This window comes from Sphingorhabdus sp., assembly GCF_050921905.1.
In the GTDB taxonomy this organism is placed as follows: Bacteria; Pseudomonadota; Alphaproteobacteria; order Sphingomonadales; family Sphingomonadaceae; genus Sphingorhabdus_B.
The window spans coordinates 2,003,794-2,025,531 of sequence record NZ_CP050888.1 but is presented as its reverse complement, the minus strand read 5'-3'; the positions used below and the strand labels follow the sequence as shown (position 1 = coordinate 2,025,531).

Here is a 21,738-nt window from a genome sequence, read left to right as displayed (position 1 = left end):
GTTATGAGATGTGAGCCTGTTTAAGCGCTTATGCAAGTCCCACCCGCAGCTTTTTCACAAGGGCATGCACATCGGCACGCGTTGCCTCTAGTTCCTGGCCCGTATCAATCACATGGTCGGCCCGGGCACGCTTTTCGGCATCGGCCATTTGCAACGCCAAAATATGTTCGAATTTGTCTGGCGTCATATTAACCCGTGCGAGCACACGTTCGCGTTGAACAGGGGCGGGTGCGCTGACAACGACGACACTATCGACCCCAACCTGCCCGCCCTTTTCAAACAATAAGGGAATGTCGAACAATATCATATCCGCGTCTTGATGCGATGCCAGAAAGGCCCTTCGGCGTTCGGCTACAGCGGGATGGACAATCGATTCCAACAATGCCAACCGGTCTCGGTCGCCAAAAACAGCAGCACCAAGCGCTTTACGATCGACGCCCTGCGGCCCGGTCGTTCCGGGAAAGGCCGATTCAATTAAGGGCACAAGCGCACCGCCCGCCTTTTGCAGGTCGTGCACCACGGCATCGGCGTCAAAAACCGGGACGCCTTCGTCGGCAAACATCGCCGCAACCGCCGATTTACCCATGCCTATTGATCCTGTCAGGCCAATGATCATCGGCTTTTTCATTTCAACAACAATGCCCGCAACGCATCCTCATTATCTTCGGGCGGAGCAACGCCGAAAAATAATTCAAACGCGATTGCGGCCTGCCCCACCAGCATTTCCAGGCCATCGACCGTTTCCAAATCACGCTTGCGGGCCGCTTTTAACAAAGGCGTCTCTATCGGCGCATAAACAAGGTCATAGACAATGGCATGTTCGGGCAAGGGGGAAAGGTCAATCTCAAGCTTCTCCTGCCCGACCATGCCCAACGGGCTTGCATTCACCAGCAACGCCGCTTCAGGCAAGTGGGCGTCAAAACCAATCACTTTGCCTTTCAATCCGAAATGCGCGAGCAAACCTGCCGCCTTCAAACCGTTGCGCGCAACCAAAACGACTTCGCCGATATCGGCCTGCGCCAAAGCGAAGAGCGCGGCCCGTGCTGCGCCCCCTGCACCAATGACAACAGCCGTTTCACCTAATATGGGGATATCCGAGATGGGGCCATAAAAGCCGCCAACGTCCGTATTGGTCGCGACAAGCGCGCCGGCGGCATTGCGAAACACCGTGTTAATCGCGCCGATCGAGTGGCGCACATCGCCCGGGTCAGCCACAAAATCGAGCGCCGCAATCTTGTGCGGTATCGTGATATTGCACCCGCGCCATGCGGGATCAGCAGCGCGCTCGGCAAAATAACGCTCCAGATCATCGGGTAGCACTGCTTGCGCGCGATAATCACCGACCAACCCCAATACTTGAAGCCAAAAATTGTGAATCAGCGGTGATTTGGAATGCGATATCGGGTGCCCGATCACTTCGGCATAATATGTCATGTTGGTAAAAGGCCTCTTATGCGCAGATAATCAAGCAGTGGAAGCAACGGCATTCCGATAATCGTAAACTGGCTGCCGCTGACGTTTGCGAACAATTGCGCACCTTCGGCTTCAATCCGGTAGCAGCCGACACAGTGGCGGATTTCATCCCAATAGGTTTCGACATAAGTATCTATAAACCGGGGACTTAGGTTGCGCATCGTCAACTGCGCGGTGTCGATAACGCGCCAGACAGGTTCGCCTTGCTCGCAGATAACTGCCGCGCTGATCAGCCGATGCACCTTGCCCGAAAGCTGCGCCAAATGCGCGCGGGCGTCATCGGGCGTTTCGGGTTTGTCAAAGATAAATCCATCGGGACCAACGCAAATCTGATCGCATCCCAGCACCATCGCGGTGGGCATTTTGCGGGACAGTTTGCGCGCCTTTGCTTCTGCCAAGGCATCGGCAATATCGCGCGGTTTGGCACCAGCCTGGGTCAGTGATGCTTTGATGCTCTGTTCATCAACCAAGGCTGGAACCGCTTCTAAGGATACCCCTGCAGCGTTCAACATCGCGATGCGCCCAGCGCTTTGTGATGCAAGGATAAGATTCATGAATCAACCACTTGCGCCAGTTCGCGTTCATTGAACAAATTTATAATCGCCGCAGCACTTTCCTCAATCGACCGGCGGGTCACGTCCAATACGGGCCAGCCATTGTCCGCAAACATACGCCGCGCATGGGCGACTTCGGCGCGCACTTTTTCTTCGTCCACATAATCGGTATCGGGTGACTGGTTCAAGGACAGCAGACGGTTGCGTCGCACCTGAATCAAACGCTCCGCGCTCGTGACAAGGCCAATCACCATCGGGTGCTTCAGTTGAAACAATATCATTGGTGGTGGCGATTCCGGCACGATGGGGATATTCGCGGTCTTATATCCTCGGTTGGCGAGGTAAATGCTTGTTGGCGTTTTTGAGGTCCGCGATACCCCCGCCAACACAATGTCCGCCTCTTCCCAATTTTGCGCATTAATGCCGTCGTCATGGGCAATGGTGAACTGAATAGCCTCAACACGCGCAAAATAGGCAGCGTCCATAACATGTTGCCGACCCGGGCGCGCCTTGGCCTCCTGGCCCAGCATGTTTGACATGGCATCACTCACCGCATCGAGCGCAGCAACCGCAGGCAAGCCCAAAAGCCTGCATCTCGTTTCCAATTTGCGCCGTGTATCCCGATTCACCAAAGTGAACAGCACAAGTCCGGGATTAGCGGCCACCTCGGTCAATATGCGGTCCAAATGGCTTTCCGAACGCACCATGGGCCAGAAATGCTTGACCACATTTTCTGCGCCGTCAAACTGCGCCAACGCCGCTTTGGCGATGTTTTCCAAGGTTTCGCCCGTGGAATCCGATAACAAATGTAAATGAAAGCGCTGGCTCATGGCTGACAGTCTTGTTGGTAGGCTGGGGATAAATCAAGGGACAAGTTTTGCGGCGTGCATTCTTAGCTATTACCCCGAATGTACCGCTCGATTCGGACACAGCCTGTCCACAGCGGAAATCTCATATGCACAGGCTGTGGATAATGGGGAACAAATTTACGAATCCCGCTCCACCCGTTTGTCCGCCCGCGTCAAGATGTTGGCAATATCCGCAAAAGCTTTTAAGGCCTGAACTATCAACAGCGCATCATCTTTCATCATCCTTTATATAAATATTTATTTTGATTGGTTCTCTTGTTTCTATGTCTGCGCACAGCCCGAAAAAACTGCTTAACGTCCTGCGGGGCAACCAAGAAGCTATCCCGCCCATTTGGCTCATGCGCCAGGCAGGTCGTTATCTGCCCGAATACCGCGCATTGCGTGCTAAAAAGGGCGGTTTTCTGGCGCTGGCGTATGACAGCGATGCAGCCTGCGAAATCACTTTGCAGCCGATCCGGCGTTTTGGTTTTGACGGTGCCATCCTGTTTTCGGATATTCTCGTGATCCCGCATGCCATGGGTCAGGACCTCTGGTTCGAAACGGGCGAAGGTCCACGGCTTGCTCCGCGCTTAGCGGAATCGCGGCTTGAAGATTTTGTGCCAGCACCTGAACGGCTTACCCCCGTCATTGATACGGTTCGCAAGGTTTCGGCAGAGCTGCCACCCGAAACAACCTTCTTGGGCTTCGCTGGAAGCCCGTGGACGGTTGCTACCTACATGGTCCATGGTCAGGGTAGCAAAGACCAAGCAGAGGCCCGTAGAATGGCGCATGCGGAGCCTGAGCGCTTTGGAGCGCTGATCGAAGCCATCATTTGCGCAACCGTGGATTATTTGGGTGATCAGATTGATGCCGGCGTTGATGCTGTGCAATTGTTCGACAGTTGGGCAGGGTCATTGTCGCCCGCGCAATTTGCAAAATGGGTCATTGCACCAAATGCCGAAATCGTCCGCCGGTTAAAGGCCCGTAATCCCAATGCCGTCATTATCGGCTTTCCCAAAGGCGCGGGCGGAAAGCTTGTGGCTTATGCCGAAGGGACGGGCGTGGATGCCATAGGCTTGGATGAAACCGTTGATCCGCATTGGGCCAACCGCGAATTGCGCAAGGGTCTTCCCGTGCAAGGCAATCTTGACCCGCTTGCGTTGATTGCCGGCGGCGATGTATTGAAGGATGCAGTGACGAATATCCTCAACGCCTTTGAAGACCGGCCACATATCTTCAATCTTGGTCATGGCATATTGCCCGATACCCCAATCGAAAATGTTGAATTGCTTCTTAATCTGGTCCGCAAGGCTTAGGGTCAGGACCTAGCCCATAAAGGCCGTTTTTATGACGGAAACTCTATCTGTGCTGTATATCTGGTTGAAATCCGCCCACATTATTTTTGTCATTTTCTGGATGGCGGGATTATTCATGATTCCGCGCTTTTTTGTTTATCATCAAGAAAGCGCGGAAGGATCAGAAGAGGCTGCCAAATGGGTGGACCGCGAATCCAAGCTAATCAAAATCATCCTCAATCCTTCCATCATTGTCGTCTGGGTGTTGGGGCTCGTTCTGGCATGGAATATTGGCGCAATGGCGCAAGGCTGGTTTCATGCCAAATTGCTGTTTGTGTTGGGGCTGTCGGCTTATCATGGCTGGGCCGTTGGTTACGCGAAAAAACTGGCGCACGGCGAACGGCGGCTAACGGGTAAGCAATTACGCTTGTTCAACGAAGTCCCCGGCATTGCGTCGGCGATCATCGTGATATTAGTCGTTGCCAAACCGTTTTGACGGCTCTTTACAGGCTTTTTTGAGGAGAGTTGACGTTGCGCCCGTACCTGAGTATTTAGCGGCTCAAGCCCGTCCTGGGCATGCGGCGCGACCTTCATAACAACCGCGCCATCAACTTTTCATTATTCAACCGGTTGGCTTTTTACAAACCGGTCATATCATCGGGCGATCTGCCCATCCACAATGCGGACTCACGGTCCATCTAACGGAATTATCTATGCATTTGAAAGAGCTGAAAAGCAAAAACCCCGCTGACCTTGTATCGATGGCTGAAGAGCTGGGTGTTGAGGGCGCGTCTACCTTGCGTAAGCAGGATTTGATGTTTGCGATTCTGAAAGAGCTTGCTGAAGATGGTGAGCAGATCATGGGCCTTGGCACGATTGAGGTTTTGCCGGACAGTTTCGGTTTCTTGCGTTCGCCAGAGGCCAATTATTTGGCAGGTCCGGACGATATTTATGTGTCGCCGAACATGGTGCGCCAATTTGGTTTGCGTACAGGTGACACCGTCGAAGGCGAAATTCGTGCACCAAAAGACGGCGAGCGTTATTTTGCCCTGACCAAGGTGATGAAGATCAATTTTGACGATCCCGATGTCGTCCGTCACCGCGTCAATTTCGATAATCTTACGCCGCTTTATCCAGATTCAAAGCTAACGCTCGATTCGCTTGACCCGACGGTCAAGGACAAGTCCGCGCGCGTCATCGACATCGTGAGCCCGCAGGGTAAGGGCCAGCGCGCCCTGATAGTCGCGCCGCCGCGTACAGGTAAAACTGTGCTGCTGCAAAATATCGCACGCGCGATTACCGAAAACCATCCTGAGGTGTTTTTGATCGTTCTTTTAATCGACGAACGACCTGAAGAAGTGACCGATATGCAGCGGTCGGTAAAGGGTGAGGTTGTATCTTCCACCTTTGACGAGCCCGCAACGCGCCACGTTCAAGTTGCTGAAATGGTAATCGAAAAGGCAAAGCGTTTGGTTGAACATAAGCATGATGTTGTCATCTTGCTCGATTCCATCACCCGCCTTGGCCGCGCCTATAACACTGTCGTTCCGTCATCGGGCAAGGTACTTACCGGCGGTGTCGACGCCAACGCCCTGCAACGTCCAAAGCGCTTCTTCGGCGCGGCACGGAACATCGAAGAAGGTGGGTCCTTGTCCATCATCGCCACGGCATTGATCGATACCGGTAGCCGCATGGACGAAGTTATTTTTGAAGAGTTTAAGGGTACGGGCAACTCCGAAATCGTGCTGGATCGTAAGGTCGCTGACAAGCGCATCTTCCCAGCTTTGGATGTCGGCAAATCCGGTACGCGTAAGGAAGAGTTGTTGGTCGAGGAGAGCAAACTCAAGAAAATGTGGGTGCTTCGTCGTATCCTCATGCAAATGGGCACGATCGACGCGATGGAATTCCTGCTCGATAAGATGAAGGATTCGAAGACCAACGAAGACTTTTTTGACTCGATGAATCAGTAAGCCAGATATTCCGGAGTTATGTTGTGATTGATTTTCTCTTGGTCGCCTCGACCGTCACTAATCTGGGTGGGCCCGCTGATATTTGGGTTGCCATCGTCAAGGATTTTTCCAACATTACCGAACCTGCGGCTTTTGCGGCCTTTATGCAGGTGTTGTTGATCGATCTGGTGCTTGCGGGCGACAATGCGATTGTTGTGGGCGCTTTGGCGGCGGGTCTGCCTGCGGACCAGCGTAAGAAAGTCATCCTCATCGGTGTCCTCGCGGCCTTGGTGCTGCGCATCATCTTTGCGCTTATGGTGACATGGTTGCTGGGTATCGTTGGTCTGGTACTCGCAGGTGGCTTGTTGCTGCTGTGGGTCGCCTGGCGCATGTATCGCGATATTAAGGGCCATGCTGGTGAATCGCCAGGATCGCCCGAAATCGTGGGTGACGAACATTCGGGTCTGAAATCGACCAAGACTTTTGCAGGTGCGGCATGGGGCGTTGCAGTTGCGGACGTATCGATGAGCCTCGACAATGTTCTGGCGGTCGCAGGCGCGGCGCGCGAACATCCCGGAATCCTGATCGTCGGCCTGATTTTCGCGGTCGCCCTGATGGGCATCGCGGCCAATATCATTGCGCAATATATTGAGCGGTACCGCTGGATCGCATGGGTCGGCTTGGTGGTGATTGTCTATGTTGCGGTTAAGATGATAGTCGAAGGCTGGAGCGAAGTGCAGCCTTACGCCATGGGCTTTGCAGGCTTGTAACGGATAAGGGCTCCTTCGAAGGGAGCCCTTATAGTTTCAGCCCAAATGCGCGGCGAAAAACGCGGCTGTGCGTCCGTCCGCCAACTCTGCGCCTTCCACATTCCTGCGGTTGCCCATTTCCGCCGCAAAGCCATGGTCAAGACCTTCATAGTCATACAGCGTCACCTTTGGGTGATTGCCAAGGCCAGCGTGAATCGCGGCCTGCGCTTCTGGCCCGACGAAATGGTCAGCGGTGGGAATATGCAGCATCAACGGATGGGCGATGGCATGGCGTTCGTCCAACATCTGGTCTATCATGACACCATAATAGCCGACCGACGCGCTAATATCCGTCCGCGTTGCCGCCATATACGCAAGTCGCCCGCCTAAGCAGTAGCCGACAGCGCCGACTTTTTGGACTGGCGCTTGGCCGGGTAGTCCGCCGCGAACGGCGTGAATCACCGCCTCGATATCGCGCACCCCGTTATTGACATCATATTGACCGAAATAGCCAAATGCCTCCTGAAGTTCGGCCTCTACATCGGGGTTCAATTCCACCCCCGGTGCAAAACGCCAGAAGATATCGGGTGCGACCGCGAGATAACCAGCATCTGCCAAATGGTCGCATTTCTGCCGAATGCCCGCATTCACGCCGAATATTTCCGGGATAACGATAATCGCGGCACGCGCACTACCTGATGGCGCGGCGACATAGACGGGAAAAACGGCATCCTCCCCCAGCGCGTCAATCTTCACATATTCACCCATTTTATTCTCCTTAGCGGATATTCTCCGCAATTGCGTGATTCGACTTAGTCTTTATAGTGATGTTATCGGCAAATAGGAGGGCGCGGCCCATGAAGATGAACATTGAAATCGATTGTTCCCCTGAAGAGGCCCGGGCGTTTCTTGGACTTCCCGATGTCACGAAAGCAAATGAGGCTTATGTCGAGAAGGTCACCAACCTTATGAACGGCGCTGGCGGCATTGACCAGTTGCAGGAGCTGGGAAAGCAAATCGCGCCCATGGGGCAAATGGGGCTGCAATTGTTTCAGCAATTGATGGAAACAGGTGCAAAGGCGGCAATGTCGGGTCTGAACAAGAACGACAAAAAATAGCTGTGTGATGAAAACAGCTGATACGATTTTCGCGCTGTCCAGCGGCGCGCCGCCGGCTGCTATTGCCATCATGCGGATCAGCGGACCTGCGGCTTTTGACATTTTGCGCGGCCTATCCGGACGAGTCCCGTCACCGCGAAGGGCGTCCTTATGCAGCCTGTATTCGCCAGAAACGCAGGAAATATTAGATCAAGCGCTCGTGCTCGTCTTCCCCGGCCCGGAAACGGCCACAGGCGAAGATCTGGTGGAGCTTCATCTCCATGGCGGCCGCGCCGTGGTGCGCGCCGTTGAAAATGCCATTGCCAGTTTTCCGGGAGCCCGGCGCGCAGAGGCCGGAGAATTCACCCGTCGTGCCTTTGCCAATGGCCGAATGGATTTGAATGAAGCCGAAGGCTTGGCGGACCTATTGTCGGCAGAGACCGAATGGCAGCGCCGCGCCGCCGCCAAGATGTTTGGCGGGGCATTCAGCACAGCGATTGAAGACTATCGGCAAGACATACTTCAACTGTCTGCGCGTACCGAAGCAGAGTTAGATTTTTCGGATGAAGGCGACGTAGAATCGCAACATAATATAGCCATTACCAACAGTTGCGACGAATTACGGCAAAAAATATCGCAATTACTGGCCAGTCCGCCTGCCGAAAAGTTAAAGGATGGGTTACGCGTCGTCCTGGCCGGCCCGCCCAATAGCGGAAAATCGACCTTGTTAAATGCGCTGGTTGGGCGGGAGGCAGCCATTGTCTCTGATATTGCCGGAACCACGCGCGATATGATTGAAGTGCCGGTGGCGGTCGAAGGGGTGGCTTTGTTGTTCACCGATACAGCAGGCCTTCGCGACGATAGCGCCGACGTCATCGAACGCATCGGCATCGACCGAAGTCACGCCGCCATGCAGCAGGCGGACATTTTGCTATGGCTTGGCGCGGAAGGTGCAGGGCCCACCCACGCGAATTTGATTGAGATAGCGGCCAAATGCGACATCATAGTCAATACCGAAAAGTCTGCCGACGCCATAACCGTTTCGGCCCAGACGGGCGCTGGCATCGCTGAGCTTCTCCATATAGTGGCGGCAAGGGCCAAAACGCTTCTGCCGCCGCCGGATCAGTTTGCTATCAATGCGCGGCAACGGGCATATTTGGAGGACGCCGCAACTGCGCTCGCGGCGTGCAGTGATTCCGCAGACTGGTTGATTATCGCTGAAAACTTGCGGCAAGCGCGCCGCGCACTCGACGCTCTAACAGGCCGTGCGCACACTGAAGACTTGCTCGACACTATCTTCGGAAAATTCTGCGTGGGGAAATAGCCTGTTTCACGTGAAACAGGCTGTCACTCTTTTTTGACCAGCGGACATTCTTCGTATATGCGCGAGGCATGACGACCGATTTCGACATCATTGTTGTAGGTGGCGGCCACGCAGGGACAGAGGCGGCGGCGGTTGCTGCACGCATGGGTTTGCGGGTCGCTCTGGTCAGCTTTGACAAGCATATGATCGGTGCGATGTCTTGCAACCCAGCCATTGGCGGCCTGGGCAAGGGGCATTTGGTGCGTGAGGTTGACGCGTTCGATGGTCTGATTGGACGCGCCGCCGATGACGCGGCAGTGCATTATCGCATGCTCAACGCGTCGAAAGGGGCGGCAGTGCAGGGCCCTCGGATTCAAGCAGATCGCAAATTGTTCAAGGCGTCAATTCAAGCGCAGCTTGCGGGTTTGGAGAATGTGCACATAGTTGAAGCCGAAGCGGCGGCGCTGCATTTTCTGCCGAATGCACCCACAAGCGTTGCAGGCTTGGTTCTGGGCGAAGGGTCCATCATCACATCGGCCGCACTGGTCTTGGCCACGGGAACGTTTCTAGGCGGCAAGCTTTTCCGAGGCGAAGAGCGGCTCGATGGCGGCCGCCTGGGCGAAGCATCCGCCATGCTGCTGGCGCAGCAATTGCGCGGCGCAGACTTGCCCATCGCACGATTGAAAACGGGCACCCCGCCGCGGCTTGACGGGCGCACGATTGATTGGTCGCGTTTGGAAATGCAGCCTTCCGATGATGATGATTGGACAATGTCATCGATGCGCCCCCGCCGGTCTGTGCCGCAATTATTCTGCGCAATGTCACGCACCAATGCCCAAACGCACGATATCATCCGGTCAGGCCTCCATCGCTCGCCGCTTTTTGGTGGCGATATTGAGGGGAGGGGGCCGCGTTATTGTCCGTCGATTGAAGACAAGATTTTTCGATTCGGCGATCGCGAAGGACATCAGGTATTTCTGGAGCCAGAAGGCATCGACAGCCATCTGATATATCCCAACGGCATTTCAACGTCGCTGCCAACGGATATTCAAGCGGCGATGGTTCGGTCCATGGCGGGGCTTGAACAATGCGAGATTGTCGTGCCAGGCTATGCCGTTGAATATGACTATATCGACCCGCGCTGTTTAGATTCGAGTCTTGCGGTGCGCGGATTTGAGGGGCTGTATTGCGCGGGACAGATTAACGGCACCACGGGTTATGAGGAGGCAGCAGCCCAAGGCTTATTAGCGGGCATGGGCGCGGCTTCGAAGATTTTGGCGCAGCCCATGCCACCTATGGACCGGACCAATAGCTACATCGCGGTGATGATCGACGATCTAACCCTGCAAGGTGTGACGGAGCCCTATCGCATGTTAACGGCGCGCGCGGAGTATCGCCTGCGCCTGCGCTCCGATAATGCTGCGTCACGGCTTACACCTCTGGCCATGTCAGTCGGCGCTGTGGGCAGCGAGCGCGCGGCCGCTTTTCAGGACCGGCTTTCGCAGCAGAGCGAACTTCAAAGCAGGCTTCAGGAAACAGTCAGCGCCGATGTCCTGATCAAACAAGGTATCGATGTGAGGCAGGACGCTGGCAAAATGTCGTTGTTTGACTGGTTGCGCTTTCCCCAGCTATCGCTTGCCCAGTTGTTGGAATCGGATGACGCAGCTTGGCCGCAGGACCTGATCATGGAGTTGGAACAAGATGGTCGATATGCGCCCTATTTGGCAAGGCAAGAGGCAGAGATAAACGACATGGCTGCCAATGAACACATTCAACTGTCGGCGTTGATGGACTATAGGGCCATATCTGGTCTGTCGCATGAAATGGTTGAGCGGCTTGAGGCGTCGATGCCCGAAAATTTGGCCGCCGCTTCACGGATTAGGGGGATTACGCCCGCTGCGCTTGCAGCCATTCTCGTGCACGCCAAGCGCGCCAAAATTGCTGTCGCGCAAGCCGCATGACGCAGACCGAAGCCGTTGCTTGGCTGAAGGCCCACCTAAATGTTTCACGTGAAACATTGGATGCGCTCGAAACATTCGTGGCATTTCTGAAGCGGGAAGCCGAAAGCCAGAATTTGATATCGGCCTCGACATTAGACCATATCTGGTCGCGCCATATCGTCGATAGTGCGCAGTTGCTGCTGTTTACCGATGCATCTGCGCGACAGAATAATTGGCTGGATCTTGGGTCTGGCGCCGGCTTTCCGGGATTGGTCATTGCCTTACTAACCAATTATCATGTGACCTTAGTCGAATCGCGTGCGCGCCGAATTGATTATCTGCAAAGAGCGGTCGAAATGTTGGACCTGACCCACCGCGTGCGCGTGGCGGGCGTGACATTGGAGCGTCTTGAAACCGCGCCCTATGCGGTCATCAGCGCCCGTGCCTTTGCGCCTTTGCCGAAATTGTTTGATCTTGCCGCGCGCTTCGCCACAAATAACACTTTGTGGCTATTGCCAAAGGGGCGTAATGCACAAGCGGAGTGGGAAGGCGCGCAAGCGCAATGGGGCGGAAATTTCCGCATCATGGACAGTGTAACAGACCAAGAGGCTGGCATTCTCGTCGGCACATTGTCGGGGAAACGCAAAGCGCGCGCCATCTTCGAAACACAGGGGCAAGAGAAATGATCCGGATAGCGATAGCCAATCAGAAAGGCGGTGTCGGAAAAACGACCACTGCCATCAATCTTGCCACTGCATTCGCCGCAAGTGGTTGGCGCTGTGTATTGGTTGATCTCGACCCTCAGGGAAATGCGTCCACCGGGCTTGGCCTACAGCAGGCGCAACGGGTGCATAGCAGCTATGATTTGTTGCTCGGCGATGCATCGTTAAAGGATGCAGCCATTCCCACGATGATTCCGAACCTAGATATCGTGCCAGCAACCGTCGACCTGTCTGGTGCCGAAATCGAGCTTGTCGAATATGAAGATCGCACAGGACGACTAAAGGCGGCGTTTGACAAATCCGACGGGCATTGGGACATCTGCCTCATCGACTGCCCCCCTTCGCTTGGGCTGGTCACCGTCAATGCGCTGGTCGCCGTCGACTCGCTTCTCGTCCCGCTACAGTGTGAATTTTTCGCGCTCGAAGGCTTAAGCCAATTATTACAGACGGTGGAGCGTATTCAGGGTCGATTTAATCCGGCGCTGTCTATCTTGGGCGTAGCGCTTACCATGTATGACAAACGCAACCGGTTGACGGAACAAGTGGCCGATGATGTGCGCCGTTGCTTGGGCGATCTTGTGTTTGATACCGTGATTCCGCGCAATGTCCGATTGTCAGAAGCCCCCAGCCATGGGCTTCCTGCGTTGGTGTATGACCATCGCTGCGCGGGTTCCGAAGCCTATATGAAACTTGCACGAGAATTGATCGGCCGCCTGCCGGTCCGGGAGTTAGCAGCGTGAGCAATGATAATTCGTCCGAAAAGTCACCCTTGAAGAAGAAAATGGGCCTTGGCCGCGGCTTGGATGCCTTGTTGGGCGAAGCGTTGCGGGGCGACAGCCCCTCTGCGAATTTCTCGGTAGATCGAGACGCGCGCAGCCAAGGCGTGACAACCCTGTCGGTTACCGACATTCGTCCCAACCCCAATCAGCCACGGCGGCATTTTTCCGATGAAAAACTGGATGAATTGGCCGCAAGTATTGCCCGGCACGGGATTATCCAACCCATCGTCGTGCGACCCTATCAGGGCGGATACCAAATTGTAGCAGGCGAGCGCCGTTGGCGGGCGGCCCAGCGCGCCCAATTGCACGATTTACCCGCGATCATTCGTAATTTTGACGACACGGAAACGGTTGAGATTGCGCTGCTTGAAAACATACAGCGCCAAGACCTGAATCCTATGGAAGAGGCGGAAGCCTATAAAAAGCTGACCGAACTTTTTGGCCACAAAGCTGCCGAATTGGCGGATCTGGTGCACAAGTCGCGCAGCCATGTCGCAAATATGATGCGCTTGCTGGATTTACCGCAAACGCTTCGTGACCTCGTCATCGAAGAAAGACTAAGCATGGGCCATGCGCGTGCGTTGCTAGGCAGTGACAATGCGGTCCAGTTGGCCATGCTGGTCATTAAAAATGGCCTTTCGGTCCGCGCAACCGAAGCACTGGTGCAGCAAGAGCGCACGCCAAAGACGAAAAGTCGCAAGGGCACGGGCACGGGCCTTCCGGATAATGCCGACATCCGTGCCGTGGAGTCGCATCTTGGCGATCTTTTGGGGTTGAAGGTGCGGATCGCACAAAAGAATGATACGGGCGCGGGCGCAGTGACGTTTGAATATGGCAGCTTGGACCAGTTGGACATGCTGTGTCAGCGGCTGACAGGCGAGAAGTTTTAGCCTCCCGATAGTCGCATAGGCTTTGCGTGGGAGCAATCTATGGATGCAACGCAAGACATGACGCAGAATGTGGCCAAGCGACACCGTCTGTCGACGCGACTCTGGCATTGGTTGAATGCGTTTGTCGCGACGATTTTGCTGATGAGCGGCCTTATGATCTTCAACGCCCACCCACATTTATATTGGGGAGATTTTGGCTCACGCGAAGATTATGCATGGCTGCAAATTGACGATACGCGCACCACTGGCTTTGTAAGAATTGGAAGCGTGCGAGTCGAAACAACAGGCGTATTGGGGCTTTCCTTGGGCACAAATGACAAGGTTCGGCGGGTCGCCTTTCCTGGCTGGGCAACTATCCCGACCGGTTATGATTTGGCGGCTGCGCGGCGGTGGCATTTTGCCTTTGCTTGGGCTTTCGCGCTGGGGCTGACGGCCTTCATGCTGGTCTCATTGTTCAACGGTCATATCCGCAAGGACTTGCACGTTCGCCGCGCGGAGTGGAGCTTTTCTGCCATTTGGACGGATATCAAAAATCATGCCCGGCTGCGTTTGGGTCAAAAATATGGTTTAAGTAATTATAATATTATACAAAAATTCAGCTATATTGGCGTGATATTCCTATTGCTACCGCTGTTAATCCTGACAGGTATCACCATGTCGCCCGCGATGAACGCAGCTTGGCCGTGGTTGCTTGATCTCTTCGGCGGGCGGCAGTCGGCACGGTCGCTGCATTTTATCGCGGCCTTTTTGCTGGCGCTGTTTGTGGTGGCGCACCTGATCATGGTTCTGCTCTCTGGCCCGATTAACGGCATCCGTTCGATGTTTACAGGGCGGCCTATGGCCGTGCAGAAACCTGATCAGGGAGGGCCACTGCCGTGACAGATGACCGCGCATCATTCCGCCGCCGCGATGTGTTGCGCGGCGTGACCTTGGGCAGCAGCGCGCTGATTCTCGGTGGTTGCGACGCTATGAATGAGAATGCAACTTTTCGGTCAACATTGCGCGCGGCGGAAAAGCTCAATCAGGCGACGCACCGCACGCTCACTGACCGTGCGACATTGGCGCCCGAATTTGCGCTGTCGGACATTTCGCCTGTGTTCAAAACCAATGGTTCGCTGACAGGGACATCGACGGATTATCTCGCGCATCTGCAAAATAATTTCGCAGACTGGCGGTTGCGTATTGATGGCATGGTGGCCAATCCAATGGACATTGGGTTGGAGGCGCTAAGGGCGATGCCCGCACGCACCCAAATCACGCGGCATGACTGTGTTGAGGGATGGAGCGCGATTGCACAATGGCAAGGCACGCCGCTGCGCCTTTTGCTGCAGCAGGCCCAATTGTCGACGCGCGCAAAATATATCGTCTTTCATTGTGCGGACAATTACGGCGCACGCCCATATTATGAATCGATTGACGTGATTGATGCCTTTCATCCGCAGACCATATTGGCATGGGCCATGAATGGTGAGACATTGCCGGTAAAATATGGCGCACCCGTTCGGTTGCGGGTCGAACGGCAGTTGGGATATAAGCATGCCAAATATGTCATGCGCATTGAGGCGACCGATGACTTGTCCAAATTCCATGGTGGAAAGGGTGGATATTGGGAGGATGTTGGCGACTATGAATATTATGCCGGAATCTAGGGTCAGGACCACTTAAATCCACCTTCGCGGTTTGAGGCCATATTGTTCAGTGCAAGGCGGCAAGCGCAGGGCTTAGTGGTTCTAAGTCCAAGCTTGCCAACGCGGCAATGGACAGTATGGGTCAAATCCGAGGGACGCCAAAATGGCTTCGATCTCGAAACAAAATGCCCTTGCAGGCAGAATAACTGCCTGCGGCGGACATTTTCCTTCGATATCTTTGCCATTTTGACGCCGCGAAGGTGGATTTAAGTGGTCCTGACCCTAAGCTTGCGTGGCCGCGCTGTTAATGGAAAGGCCGGTGACGGATTAAAAGGATACCCAATCAATATGAAGACCCGCGCAGCCGTTGCATTTGAAGCCAAGAAGCCATTGGAGATTGTCGAGCTGGATTTGGAAGGTCCAAAGGCAGGCGAAGTGTTGGTGGAGATTATGGCGACGGGTATTTGCCATACCGATGCCTATACGTTGGATGGTTTGGACAGCGAGGGTATTTTTCCAAGCGTTCTTGGCCATGAAGGCGCAGGGGTTGTGCGCGAGGTTGGCGCAGGCGTCACCAGTGTCAAGGCGGGCGACCATGTGATACCATTATACACCCCGGAATGCCGCCAGTGCAAAAGCTGCCTTTCGGGCAAGACCAACCTGTGCACCGCGATCCGCGCGACGCAAGGCAAGGGGCTGATGCCCGATGGCACGTCGCGTTTCTCGTATAAGGGCCAGACGATATTTCATTATATGGGTTGCTCGACCTTTTCGAACTTTACGGTTTTACCAGAGATTGCGGTTGCCAAAATCCGCGAAGACGCGCCGTTTCAGTCGAGCTGCTATATCGGTTGCGGTGTGACCACGGGTGTAGGCGCGGTGGTAAACACGGCCAAGGTGCAGGTCGGCGATAATATCGTGGTGTTTGGCCTTGGCGGTATTGGCCTCAACGTGATTCAGGGCGCGCGTCTGGCAGGGGCTGGCATGATTATCGGCGTCGATATCAACCCAGACCGCGAAGAATGGGGCCGCAAATTCGGGATGACGGCCTTCCTCAATTCCAAGGGGATGAGCCGCGAAGATGTGGTCGCCGCGATCGTGGCAATGACCGACGGCGGCGCAGATTATACCTTTGACGCCACGGGCAATACCGAAGTCATGCGCACCGCACTGGAGGCCTGCCATCGCGGTTGGGGCACGAGCATCATCATTGGTGTGGCCGAGGCGGGTAAGGAAATTGCGACGCGTCCGTTCCAGTTGGTGACGGGCCGCAACTGGCGCGGCACGGCCTTTGGCGGGGCCAAGGGCCGGACCGATGTGCCCAAGATTGTCGATATGTATATGACCGGCAAGATCGAGATTGACCCCATGATCACGCATGTCATGGGTCTGGAAGACATCAACAAAGCGTTTGAATTAATGCATGCGGGGACAAGCATCCGCAGCGTGGTAGTGTTTTAATCCAAGGGAGAAACGAATATGTTTAGTCACATAATGGTCGGCAGCAATGATATTGCCCGTTCAAAGAAATTCTATGATGCAACCTTTGCCGCCATGGGCGGGAAGCCCGGCATACAGGACCCTAAAGGCCGTTTGATCTATATGCACAATGGATCGCTGTTTCTTGTCACACCGCCAATCGACGGCAACCCGGCAACGCATGGCAATGGTTCCACGGTCGGTTTTGCTATGACCCCGGACCAAGCCAATGCCTGGCATCAGGCTGGCGTCGACAATGGCGGTGAGGCGATTGAAGATGCGCCCGGCATTCGCGAAGGCAATGGCATGAAAATGTACCTCGCTTATTTGCGCGATCCCGATGGCAACAAGCTATGCGCCTTGCACCGCGTCACGGACTGATAAGACCCACTTTATGACCGATGCCGAAGCGCAGCTTTATAATGACCTAGCTGCGCTCGGCGTCGCCTATAAAGTCCATGAACATCCGGCGGTCTTTACCGTGGCCGAAAGTAGCGCGCATAATGATTCCATTCCCGGCGCGCATACCAAGAACCTGTTCCTGAAGGACAAGGCGGGGGACTATTATCTCGTGACCGTTCCGGCAGAAGCGCGGGTCGATCTAAAGGCGTTGCCTGCTGCGGTTGGGTGCGGCCGCGTCAGCTTTGGAAAGGCGGAGGATATGGAACGCTTGCTGGGCATCACGCCCGGTTCCGTAACCGCCTTGGCCGCGATCAATGATGCTGCTGGCGAAGTGCACTTCGTTCTTGACGCATCGTTGATGGCAGCGGGGCTTATCAATTGTCACCCGCTGCGCAACAGTGCGACCCTTGGGCTTGCGCCCGATGACCTTGTCCGGGCGCTGACCTTTTGGCACCACCCACCCTTGATCAAAACTATCCCGATATTGGAGCCAGCATGACCATAGAAACTGTGTCGACCAACGTTGCGTTTGGCGGCGTTCAAGGCGTGTATCGCCATGCATCGGCGGCAACGGGCACCGATATGACATTTTCGGTCTATGTACCTCCACATAAAGAGGGCGCAAAGCTTCCAATCGTCTGGTTTCTGTCGGGCCTGACGTGCACCCATGCCAATGTGACCGAGAAGGGCGAATTTCGCTATGCTTGCGCGGAATTGGGTTTGATCTTTATCGCGCCGGACACCAGCCCGCGTGGTGAGGGCGTTCCTGACGATCCGGAAGCCGCTTATGATTTTGGCCTTGGCGCGGGCTTTTACGTCGATGCCACACAAAAGCCATTCGATCAGCATTACCGCATGCGCGATTATATCGAAAATGAACTACCCACCATCATTGCAGCGCATTTTCCCGCCGATATGCAACGGCAAGCGATTATGGGGCATTCGATGGGCGGACATGGCGCGTTGACCATCAGTTTGCGGAACCCGGGGCGGTTCCGTTCAACGTCCGCACTCGCGCCGATAGTGTCACCCTTGAGCTGCCCATGGGGTGAAAAGGCGCTGGGTGGTTATATCGGGCAAGACCGGGCCCAATGGCGCGTCTATGACAGCGTTGCGTTGATTGCTGACGGCGCGCGCCTGCCGGACCTTCTGGTTGACCAAGGCAGTGATGATAATTTCTTGGAGGCACAACTCAAAACGCATTTGCTTACCGAGCAGTGTGCCGCCGTGGGGCAGCCAGCGACCATCCGTATGCAGCCAGGATATGACCACAGCTATTATTTCATCTCGACCTTCATGGGCCAGCATCTTACTTGGCATGCTGAACGCTTGAAAGGCTAGGGTTTTGGCCATTTGCAAAATCCTATCTGGCAGGATAAAATACCTCATGTTGCGCGGGTGTAGCTCAATGGTAGAGCAGCAGCTTCCCAAGCTGAATACGGGGGTTCGATTCCCCTCACCCGCTCCAACGACAACCACCGCATGATCCCTACGCAGGGGCCTTTTGTTCTGCTTGACGATGCGCGGACGCACGGTGCATCACCTGCACGGCTTTATATAAATCCGGTTGCAGTCCTGACAGCCCATGATGCTGACGCGCTCAGCGCGCTCCTCGTTTCGCTTCGGCAAGCGCAGCAAGCCGGCCTGCATGCGGCCGGATTTTTCGGCTATGAGGCTGGCGCTCACCTTTTGCCTGGCCTGACGCCTGCGCCATCGGGATTGCAGGCATGGTTTGGATTATTCAATAATTTCAGTACTATAGACACAGACGTCGTGACGTCACTGTTACCCGACCCTGTTGGCGCATGGTTGTCTGAACTGCGTCCGAGCATATCGCGCGATGACTATAGCCGGGCCTTTACCACGGTGCAGGAATATATCCGCGCCGGCGATATCTATCAGGCCAATCTGACATTCCCGTTGACGGCTGATTACGCTGGCGATCCCTTGGCTTTATACGCCGCGTTGCGCACGCGGGCCCGCGCTGGCTATGGGGGCGTGATCTGGACCGGACAGACACATTATCTGTCTTTCTCTCCGGAGCTATTTTTTGCGTTGAAAGACAACAAGATAACGACGAAACCCATGAAGGGGACGGCGCAGCGATCGAACGATCCGATGGCGGATATACGGGCCGCCGCGCATTTGCGTATGGACCCAAAGCAACGGGCCGAGAATCTGATGATTGTTGATCTGTTGCGTAATGACTTATCGCGCGTCTGCTCGGCGGGCAGCGTAAAGGTACCGGAACTTTTCCATGTTGAAAGCTATCCCACGGTGCACCAGATGACCTCTACGGTCACCGGCGTTCTAGCCGAGGAGCATGATGCCATTGACGTCATAGAGGCGTTATTTCCCTGTGGCTCCATCACCGGGGCACCGAAAATCCGCGCCATGCAAGTGGTCGAAGAGGTCGAAGCTGCGTCCCGTGGCATATATTGCGGTTCCATCGGCCGGATAGATGACAATGGCGACGCCGCATTCAACGTTGCTATTCGTACATTTACGGTGTGTGAAGAAGCACAGTCCCTCTCGCTTGGCTTAGGATCTGGCGTGGTAGCCGATTCCATAGAAGCAGATGAATGGGCCGAGTGTTTGGCCAAGGGGGATTTCGCCAAAGTGGAGAATCATGGTTTTGACCTTATCGAAACGATGCGGTTTGAACCCATGGCGGGTATCTTGCGGCTAGAGGATCATCTTGAACGGATGAAATCCAGCGCGGCGTCCTTTGGCTTCGAATTTGACCGGCACGAACTGCGTAACCGCTTACATGCAAGTATTTTCTATCTCGACCGTCTCTCCAAAATCCGCATGATGGTATCGCGGCATGGCGCACAGGCAGTTGAGATTCGGCCGTTGGAAGATGTAACCGAGTGGCGGGTTGCTGTGGTGCCGTTGCCCGTCGATGCAGGTGATTTCCGGCTGCGGCATAAAATTTCCGACCGCGCCTTTTACGATGATGCGCGCACATCACGGCCAGATTGCGACGAAGTGGTTTTTGTGCGCCGCGACGGCTTGCTGACCGAAGGGAGCATTACCGCTATATTTGTCGAGCGCGATGGCAAGTTGTTGACCCCGCGACTGGAAACCGGGCTGCTGCCCTCCATATTGCGCCGTGAACTGCTTGAGTCGGGCAAGGCGGAAGAAGTCGACCTGAGGATAGAGGACCTGTCTGATGGATTCTGGGTCGGTAACAGCGTGCGCGGATTGATAAGAGCTAGGCCCTGTCCCTAAGAGGGTTGCGTAACTTTTGACGAGCCATTAGGGGCAGTCACGCATTTTCAGCTCAATAATTCCGCGAAAGTATGATGATGATTGACCATCTGTCGGCTGCCCTCGGGCGGATTGCTCCATCTGCGACGCTAGCCATGTCGGGTCGCGTAATTGACCTGAAATCGCAAGGTATTGATGTCATCGGCCTGTCCGCAGGAGAGCCCGATTTTGACACGCCAGACTTCGTCAAGGATGCCGCTATTCAGGCGATCCGTGACGGCATGACGAAATATACTGCCGTCGATGGCATCGCGCCGCTTAAGCAGGCGATCATCGCCAAGTTCAAGCGCGACAACAATATCGATTATACGCCAAAGCAAATCACCGTAAACTCAGGCGGTAAGCACACCTTGTTCAACGCGCTTGTCGCCACCATTGATGTCGGCGACGAAGTTATCATCCCTGCGCCATATTGGGTAAGCTATCCCGACATTGTGCAATTTGCCGGCGGTACGCCTGTTATCGTGATGGCAAAGGCAGCGCAGAATTACAAAATGACGCCGGAGCAGCTTGATGCTGCAATCACGCCAAAAACGCGCTGGCTCATCTTGAATTCGCCATCGAACCCGACCGGCGCGGCTTATGATGCGGAGGAACTCAAAGCGCTTGGTGAAGTGCTTTTGAAACATCCACATGTCATGCTGCTGTCCGACGATATGTATGAGCATATCTGGTACGCGCCCAAGCCGTTTGCGACGATGCTTCAAGTCTGTCCAGACTTGTATGACCGCACGCTGACCATGAATGGCGCATCGAAATCCTATGCGATGACGGGTTGGCGGATTGGCTATGCAGGGGGGCCAGCGTGGCTCATTAAAGCCATGGCCGATTTGCAGTCGCAGTCGACCAGCAACCCTTGCTCGATCAGCCAATATGCCGTTTTGGCGGCGTTGAACGGCCCGCAAGATTTCCTACGCGAGCGCAACGTGGCCTTCCGTGAACGCAGGGACCTTGTGGTGGCGATGTTGAACGATGCACCCGGGCTCAGCTGCCCTACTCCCGAAGGTGCCTTCTACGTCTATCCAGACGCTTCGGGCGTGATGGGTAAGAAAACACCGCAGGGTAAAATCATTCAAACCGACGCTGATCTCATCGATTATTTCCTCGACGAATATCGCGTTGCGGCGGTGCATGGTGGGGCATTTGGTTTATCCCCGGGTTTCCGGATTTCTTATGCCACATCGGCGGACATTTTGAAGGAAGCATGTCTGCGTATTCAAACCGCCTGCGCCGCCCTGACCTAAGCGCGCCAAATAGGGGAAATGGAACGCGTTAAGCTGCGTTTAATCCGCCCTCTGCTTGAAACCTTTGGAAGCCCTATTGCGTATCTGTTGCAGTTTCTAAATTGGGCACCTGA

The 21,738-nt window shown here is 54.9% G+C and carries 23 protein-coding genes and 1 tRNA gene; 19 read left to right on the top strand and 5 right to left on the bottom strand.

Annotation, left to right across the window (positions count from 1 at the left end; translation table 11 throughout):
• Window positions 1-28 precede the first annotated feature (28 nt).
• The 4 genes from coaE to HEQ18_RS09815 are packed head-to-tail and all read right to left on the bottom strand — an operon-like array spanning window position 29 to window position 2,857.
• Window positions 29-628 carry a dephospho-CoA kinase gene (gene coaE / locus HEQ18_RS09830; RefSeq protein ID WP_432814579.1) on the bottom strand — a complete coding sequence of 200 codons (600 nt, stop codon included), beginning with the start codon at window positions 626-628 and terminating at the stop codon, window positions 29-31.
• Entirely contained in the window at window positions 625-1,434 is an 810-nt protein-coding gene (locus HEQ18_RS09825) for a shikimate dehydrogenase family protein (RefSeq protein ID WP_432814578.1), read from the bottom strand. The genes coaE and HEQ18_RS09825 overlap by 4 nt, the downstream gene beginning before the upstream one ends.
• Window positions 1,431-2,027, bottom strand: coding sequence for a Maf family protein (locus tag HEQ18_RS09820; RefSeq protein ID WP_397605613.1), 597 nt, complete (start codon window positions 2,025-2,027; stop codon window positions 1,431-1,433). Before HEQ18_RS09820 ends, HEQ18_RS09825 begins: the two co-directional genes overlap by 4 nt.
• Window positions 2,024-2,857, bottom strand: a complete 834-nt coding sequence (locus HEQ18_RS09815; protein WP_432814577.1) for a pyruvate, water dikinase regulatory protein — start codon at window positions 2,855-2,857, stop codon at window positions 2,024-2,026. Before HEQ18_RS09815 ends, HEQ18_RS09820 begins: the two co-directional genes overlap by 4 nt.
• Window positions 2,858-3,159: 302 nt before the next feature.
• On the opposite strand from HEQ18_RS09815, the gene hemE reads away from it, so the two are divergent.
• From hemE to HEQ18_RS09795, 4 genes are all read left to right on the top strand, one after another.
• Window positions 3,160-4,191, top strand: a complete 1,032-nt coding sequence (gene hemE / locus HEQ18_RS09810) for a uroporphyrinogen decarboxylase (RefSeq protein ID WP_432814576.1) — start codon at window positions 3,160-3,162, stop codon at window positions 4,189-4,191.
• 31 nt (window positions 4,192-4,222) lie between these two features.
• Window positions 4,223-4,666, top strand: a complete 444-nt coding sequence (locus HEQ18_RS09805) for a CopD family protein (protein WP_432814575.1) — start codon at window positions 4,223-4,225, stop codon at window positions 4,664-4,666.
• A 217-nt stretch (window positions 4,667-4,883) separates the two neighbouring features.
• Entirely contained in the window at window positions 4,884-6,140 is a 1,257-nt protein-coding gene (gene rho, locus HEQ18_RS09800) for a transcription termination factor Rho (protein WP_397602529.1), read from the top strand.
• A 23-nt stretch (window positions 6,141-6,163) separates the two neighbouring features.
• Complete coding sequence (locus HEQ18_RS09795) at window positions 6,164-6,889, top strand: YjbE family putative metal transport protein (protein ID WP_432814574.1); 726 nt, start codon at window positions 6,164-6,166, stop codon at window positions 6,887-6,889.
• Between the two features lie 36 nt (window positions 6,890-6,925).
• Here the strand turns inward: HEQ18_RS09795 and HEQ18_RS09790 are convergent, their stop codons facing one another.
• Window positions 6,926-7,636, bottom strand: a complete 711-nt coding sequence (locus HEQ18_RS09790; RefSeq protein ID WP_432814573.1) for a dienelactone hydrolase family protein — start codon at window positions 7,634-7,636, stop codon at window positions 6,926-6,928.
• Between the two features lie 89 nt (window positions 7,637-7,725).
• On the opposite strand from HEQ18_RS09790, the gene HEQ18_RS09785 reads away from it, so the two are divergent.
• From HEQ18_RS09785 to HEQ18_RS09715, 15 genes are all read left to right on the top strand, one after another.
• Window positions 7,726-7,986 (top strand): DUF6489 family protein, encoded by a 261-nt coding sequence (locus tag HEQ18_RS09785; protein WP_432814572.1) that lies wholly within the window; start codon window positions 7,726-7,728, stop codon window positions 7,984-7,986.
• Between the two features lie 7 nt (window positions 7,987-7,993).
• Window positions 7,994-9,289 (top strand): tRNA uridine-5-carboxymethylaminomethyl(34) synthesis GTPase MnmE, encoded by a 1,296-nt coding sequence (mnmE, locus tag HEQ18_RS09780; RefSeq protein WP_432814571.1) that lies wholly within the window; start codon window positions 7,994-7,996, stop codon window positions 9,287-9,289.
• 68 nt (window positions 9,290-9,357) lie between these two features.
• Window positions 9,358-11,229 carry a tRNA uridine-5-carboxymethylaminomethyl(34) synthesis enzyme MnmG gene (gene mnmG, locus HEQ18_RS09775; protein ID WP_432814570.1) on the top strand — a complete coding sequence of 624 codons (1,872 nt, stop codon included), beginning with the start codon at window positions 9,358-9,360 and terminating at the stop codon, window positions 11,227-11,229.
• Window positions 11,226-11,894: a 16S rRNA (guanine(527)-N(7))-methyltransferase RsmG gene (gene rsmG, locus HEQ18_RS09770; RefSeq protein ID WP_432814569.1), complete on the top strand. Its 669-nt coding sequence runs from the start codon at window positions 11,226-11,228 to the stop codon at window positions 11,892-11,894. Before mnmG ends, rsmG begins: the two co-directional genes overlap by 4 nt.
• Window positions 11,891-12,670 (top strand): ParA family protein, encoded by a 780-nt coding sequence (locus HEQ18_RS09765; protein WP_397605604.1) that lies wholly within the window; start codon window positions 11,891-11,893, stop codon window positions 12,668-12,670. The genes rsmG and HEQ18_RS09765 overlap by 4 nt, the downstream gene beginning before the upstream one ends.
• Complete coding sequence (locus HEQ18_RS09760) at window positions 12,667-13,599, top strand: ParB/RepB/Spo0J family partition protein (RefSeq protein WP_432814568.1); 933 nt, start codon at window positions 12,667-12,669, stop codon at window positions 13,597-13,599. Before HEQ18_RS09765 ends, HEQ18_RS09760 begins: the two co-directional genes overlap by 4 nt.
• A gap of 39 nt (window positions 13,600-13,638) precedes the next feature.
• Complete coding sequence (locus HEQ18_RS09755; RefSeq protein ID WP_432814567.1) at window positions 13,639-14,478, top strand: cytochrome b/b6 domain-containing protein; 840 nt, start codon at window positions 13,639-13,641, stop codon at window positions 14,476-14,478.
• Window positions 14,475-15,248, top strand: a complete 774-nt coding sequence (locus tag HEQ18_RS09750) for a molybdopterin-dependent oxidoreductase (protein ID WP_432814566.1) — start codon at window positions 14,475-14,477, stop codon at window positions 15,246-15,248. The genes HEQ18_RS09755 and HEQ18_RS09750 overlap by 4 nt, the downstream gene beginning before the upstream one ends.
• A gap of 327 nt (window positions 15,249-15,575) precedes the next feature.
• Complete coding sequence (locus HEQ18_RS09745; protein WP_432814565.1) at window positions 15,576-16,688, top strand: S-(hydroxymethyl)glutathione dehydrogenase/class III alcohol dehydrogenase; 1,113 nt, start codon at window positions 15,576-15,578, stop codon at window positions 16,686-16,688.
• Window positions 16,689-16,706: 18 nt separating this feature from the next.
• The gene (locus HEQ18_RS09740; RefSeq protein ID WP_432814564.1) at window positions 16,707-17,087 is read left to right on the top strand and encodes a VOC family protein; all 381 of its coding nucleotides are present in this window, start codon (window positions 16,707-16,709) and stop codon (window positions 17,085-17,087) included.
• A 13-nt stretch (window positions 17,088-17,100) separates the two neighbouring features.
• A complete protein-coding gene (locus HEQ18_RS09735) occupies window positions 17,101-17,607 on the top strand; it encodes a prolyl-tRNA synthetase associated domain-containing protein (RefSeq protein ID WP_432814563.1) in 507 nt (168 codons plus the stop codon).
• On the top strand, window positions 17,604-18,449 hold the full coding sequence (gene fghA / locus HEQ18_RS09730; protein WP_432814562.1) for an S-formylglutathione hydrolase: 846 nt from the start codon (window positions 17,604-17,606) through the stop codon (window positions 18,447-18,449). Before HEQ18_RS09735 ends, fghA begins: the two co-directional genes overlap by 4 nt.
• Before the next feature lie 53 nt (window positions 18,450-18,502).
• Window positions 18,503-18,576 (top strand) — tRNA-Gly (locus tag HEQ18_RS09725).
• Between the two features lie 14 nt (window positions 18,577-18,590).
• Window positions 18,591-20,342, top strand: a complete 1,752-nt coding sequence (gene pabB, locus HEQ18_RS09720) for an aminodeoxychorismate synthase component I (protein ID WP_432814561.1) — start codon at window positions 18,591-18,593, stop codon at window positions 20,340-20,342.
• 80 nt (window positions 20,343-20,422) lie between these two features.
• A complete protein-coding gene (locus HEQ18_RS09715) occupies window positions 20,423-21,625 on the top strand; it encodes a pyridoxal phosphate-dependent aminotransferase (RefSeq protein WP_432815986.1) in 1,203 nt (400 codons plus the stop codon).
• Window positions 21,626-21,738: the final 113 nt, after the last annotated feature.

Bases quoted from the DNA above. Each gene is read 5' to 3' on its own strand.
- coaE (WP_432814579.1), bottom strand. From the start codon at position 628: ATGAAAAAGCCGATGATCATTGGCCTGACAGGATCAATAGGCATGGGT.
- HEQ18_RS09825 (WP_432814578.1), bottom strand. From the start codon at position 1,434: ATGACATATTATGCCGAAGTGATCGGGCACCCGATATCGCATTCCAAA.
- HEQ18_RS09820 (WP_397605613.1), bottom strand. From the start codon at position 2,027: ATGAATCTTATCCTTGCATCACAAAGCGCTGGGCGCATCGCGATGTTG.
- HEQ18_RS09815 (WP_432814577.1), bottom strand. From the start codon at position 2,857: ATGAGCCAGCGCTTTCATTTACATTTGTTATCGGATTCCACGGGCGAA.
- hemE (WP_432814576.1), top strand. From the start codon at position 3,160: ATGTCTGCGCACAGCCCGAAAAAACTGCTTAACGTCCTGCGGGGCAAC.
- HEQ18_RS09805 (WP_432814575.1), top strand. From the start codon at position 4,223: ATGACGGAAACTCTATCTGTGCTGTATATCTGGTTGAAATCCGCCCAC.
- rho (WP_397602529.1), top strand. From the start codon at position 4,884: ATGCATTTGAAAGAGCTGAAAAGCAAAAACCCCGCTGACCTTGTATCG.
- HEQ18_RS09790 (WP_432814573.1), bottom strand. From the start codon at position 7,636: ATGGGTGAATATGTGAAGATTGACGCGCTGGGGGAGGATGCCGTTTTT.
- HEQ18_RS09785 (WP_432814572.1), top strand. From the start codon at position 7,726: ATGAAGATGAACATTGAAATCGATTGTTCCCCTGAAGAGGCCCGGGCG.
- mnmE (WP_432814571.1), top strand. From the start codon at position 7,994: ATGAAAACAGCTGATACGATTTTCGCGCTGTCCAGCGGCGCGCCGCCG.
- mnmG (WP_432814570.1), top strand. From the start codon at position 9,358: ATGACGACCGATTTCGACATCATTGTTGTAGGTGGCGGCCACGCAGGG.
- rsmG (WP_432814569.1), top strand. From the start codon at position 11,226: ATGACGCAGACCGAAGCCGTTGCTTGGCTGAAGGCCCACCTAAATGTT.
- HEQ18_RS09765 (WP_397605604.1), top strand. From the start codon at position 11,891: ATGATCCGGATAGCGATAGCCAATCAGAAAGGCGGTGTCGGAAAAACG.
- HEQ18_RS09755 (WP_432814567.1), top strand. From the start codon at position 13,639: ATGGATGCAACGCAAGACATGACGCAGAATGTGGCCAAGCGACACCGT.
- HEQ18_RS09745 (WP_432814565.1), top strand. From the start codon at position 15,576: ATGAAGACCCGCGCAGCCGTTGCATTTGAAGCCAAGAAGCCATTGGAG.
- HEQ18_RS09740 (WP_432814564.1), top strand. From the start codon at position 16,707: ATGTTTAGTCACATAATGGTCGGCAGCAATGATATTGCCCGTTCAAAG.
- HEQ18_RS09735 (WP_432814563.1), top strand. From the start codon at position 17,101: ATGACCGATGCCGAAGCGCAGCTTTATAATGACCTAGCTGCGCTCGGC.
- fghA (WP_432814562.1), top strand. From the start codon at position 17,604: ATGACCATAGAAACTGTGTCGACCAACGTTGCGTTTGGCGGCGTTCAA.
- pabB (WP_432814561.1), top strand. From the start codon at position 18,591: ATGATCCCTACGCAGGGGCCTTTTGTTCTGCTTGACGATGCGCGGACG.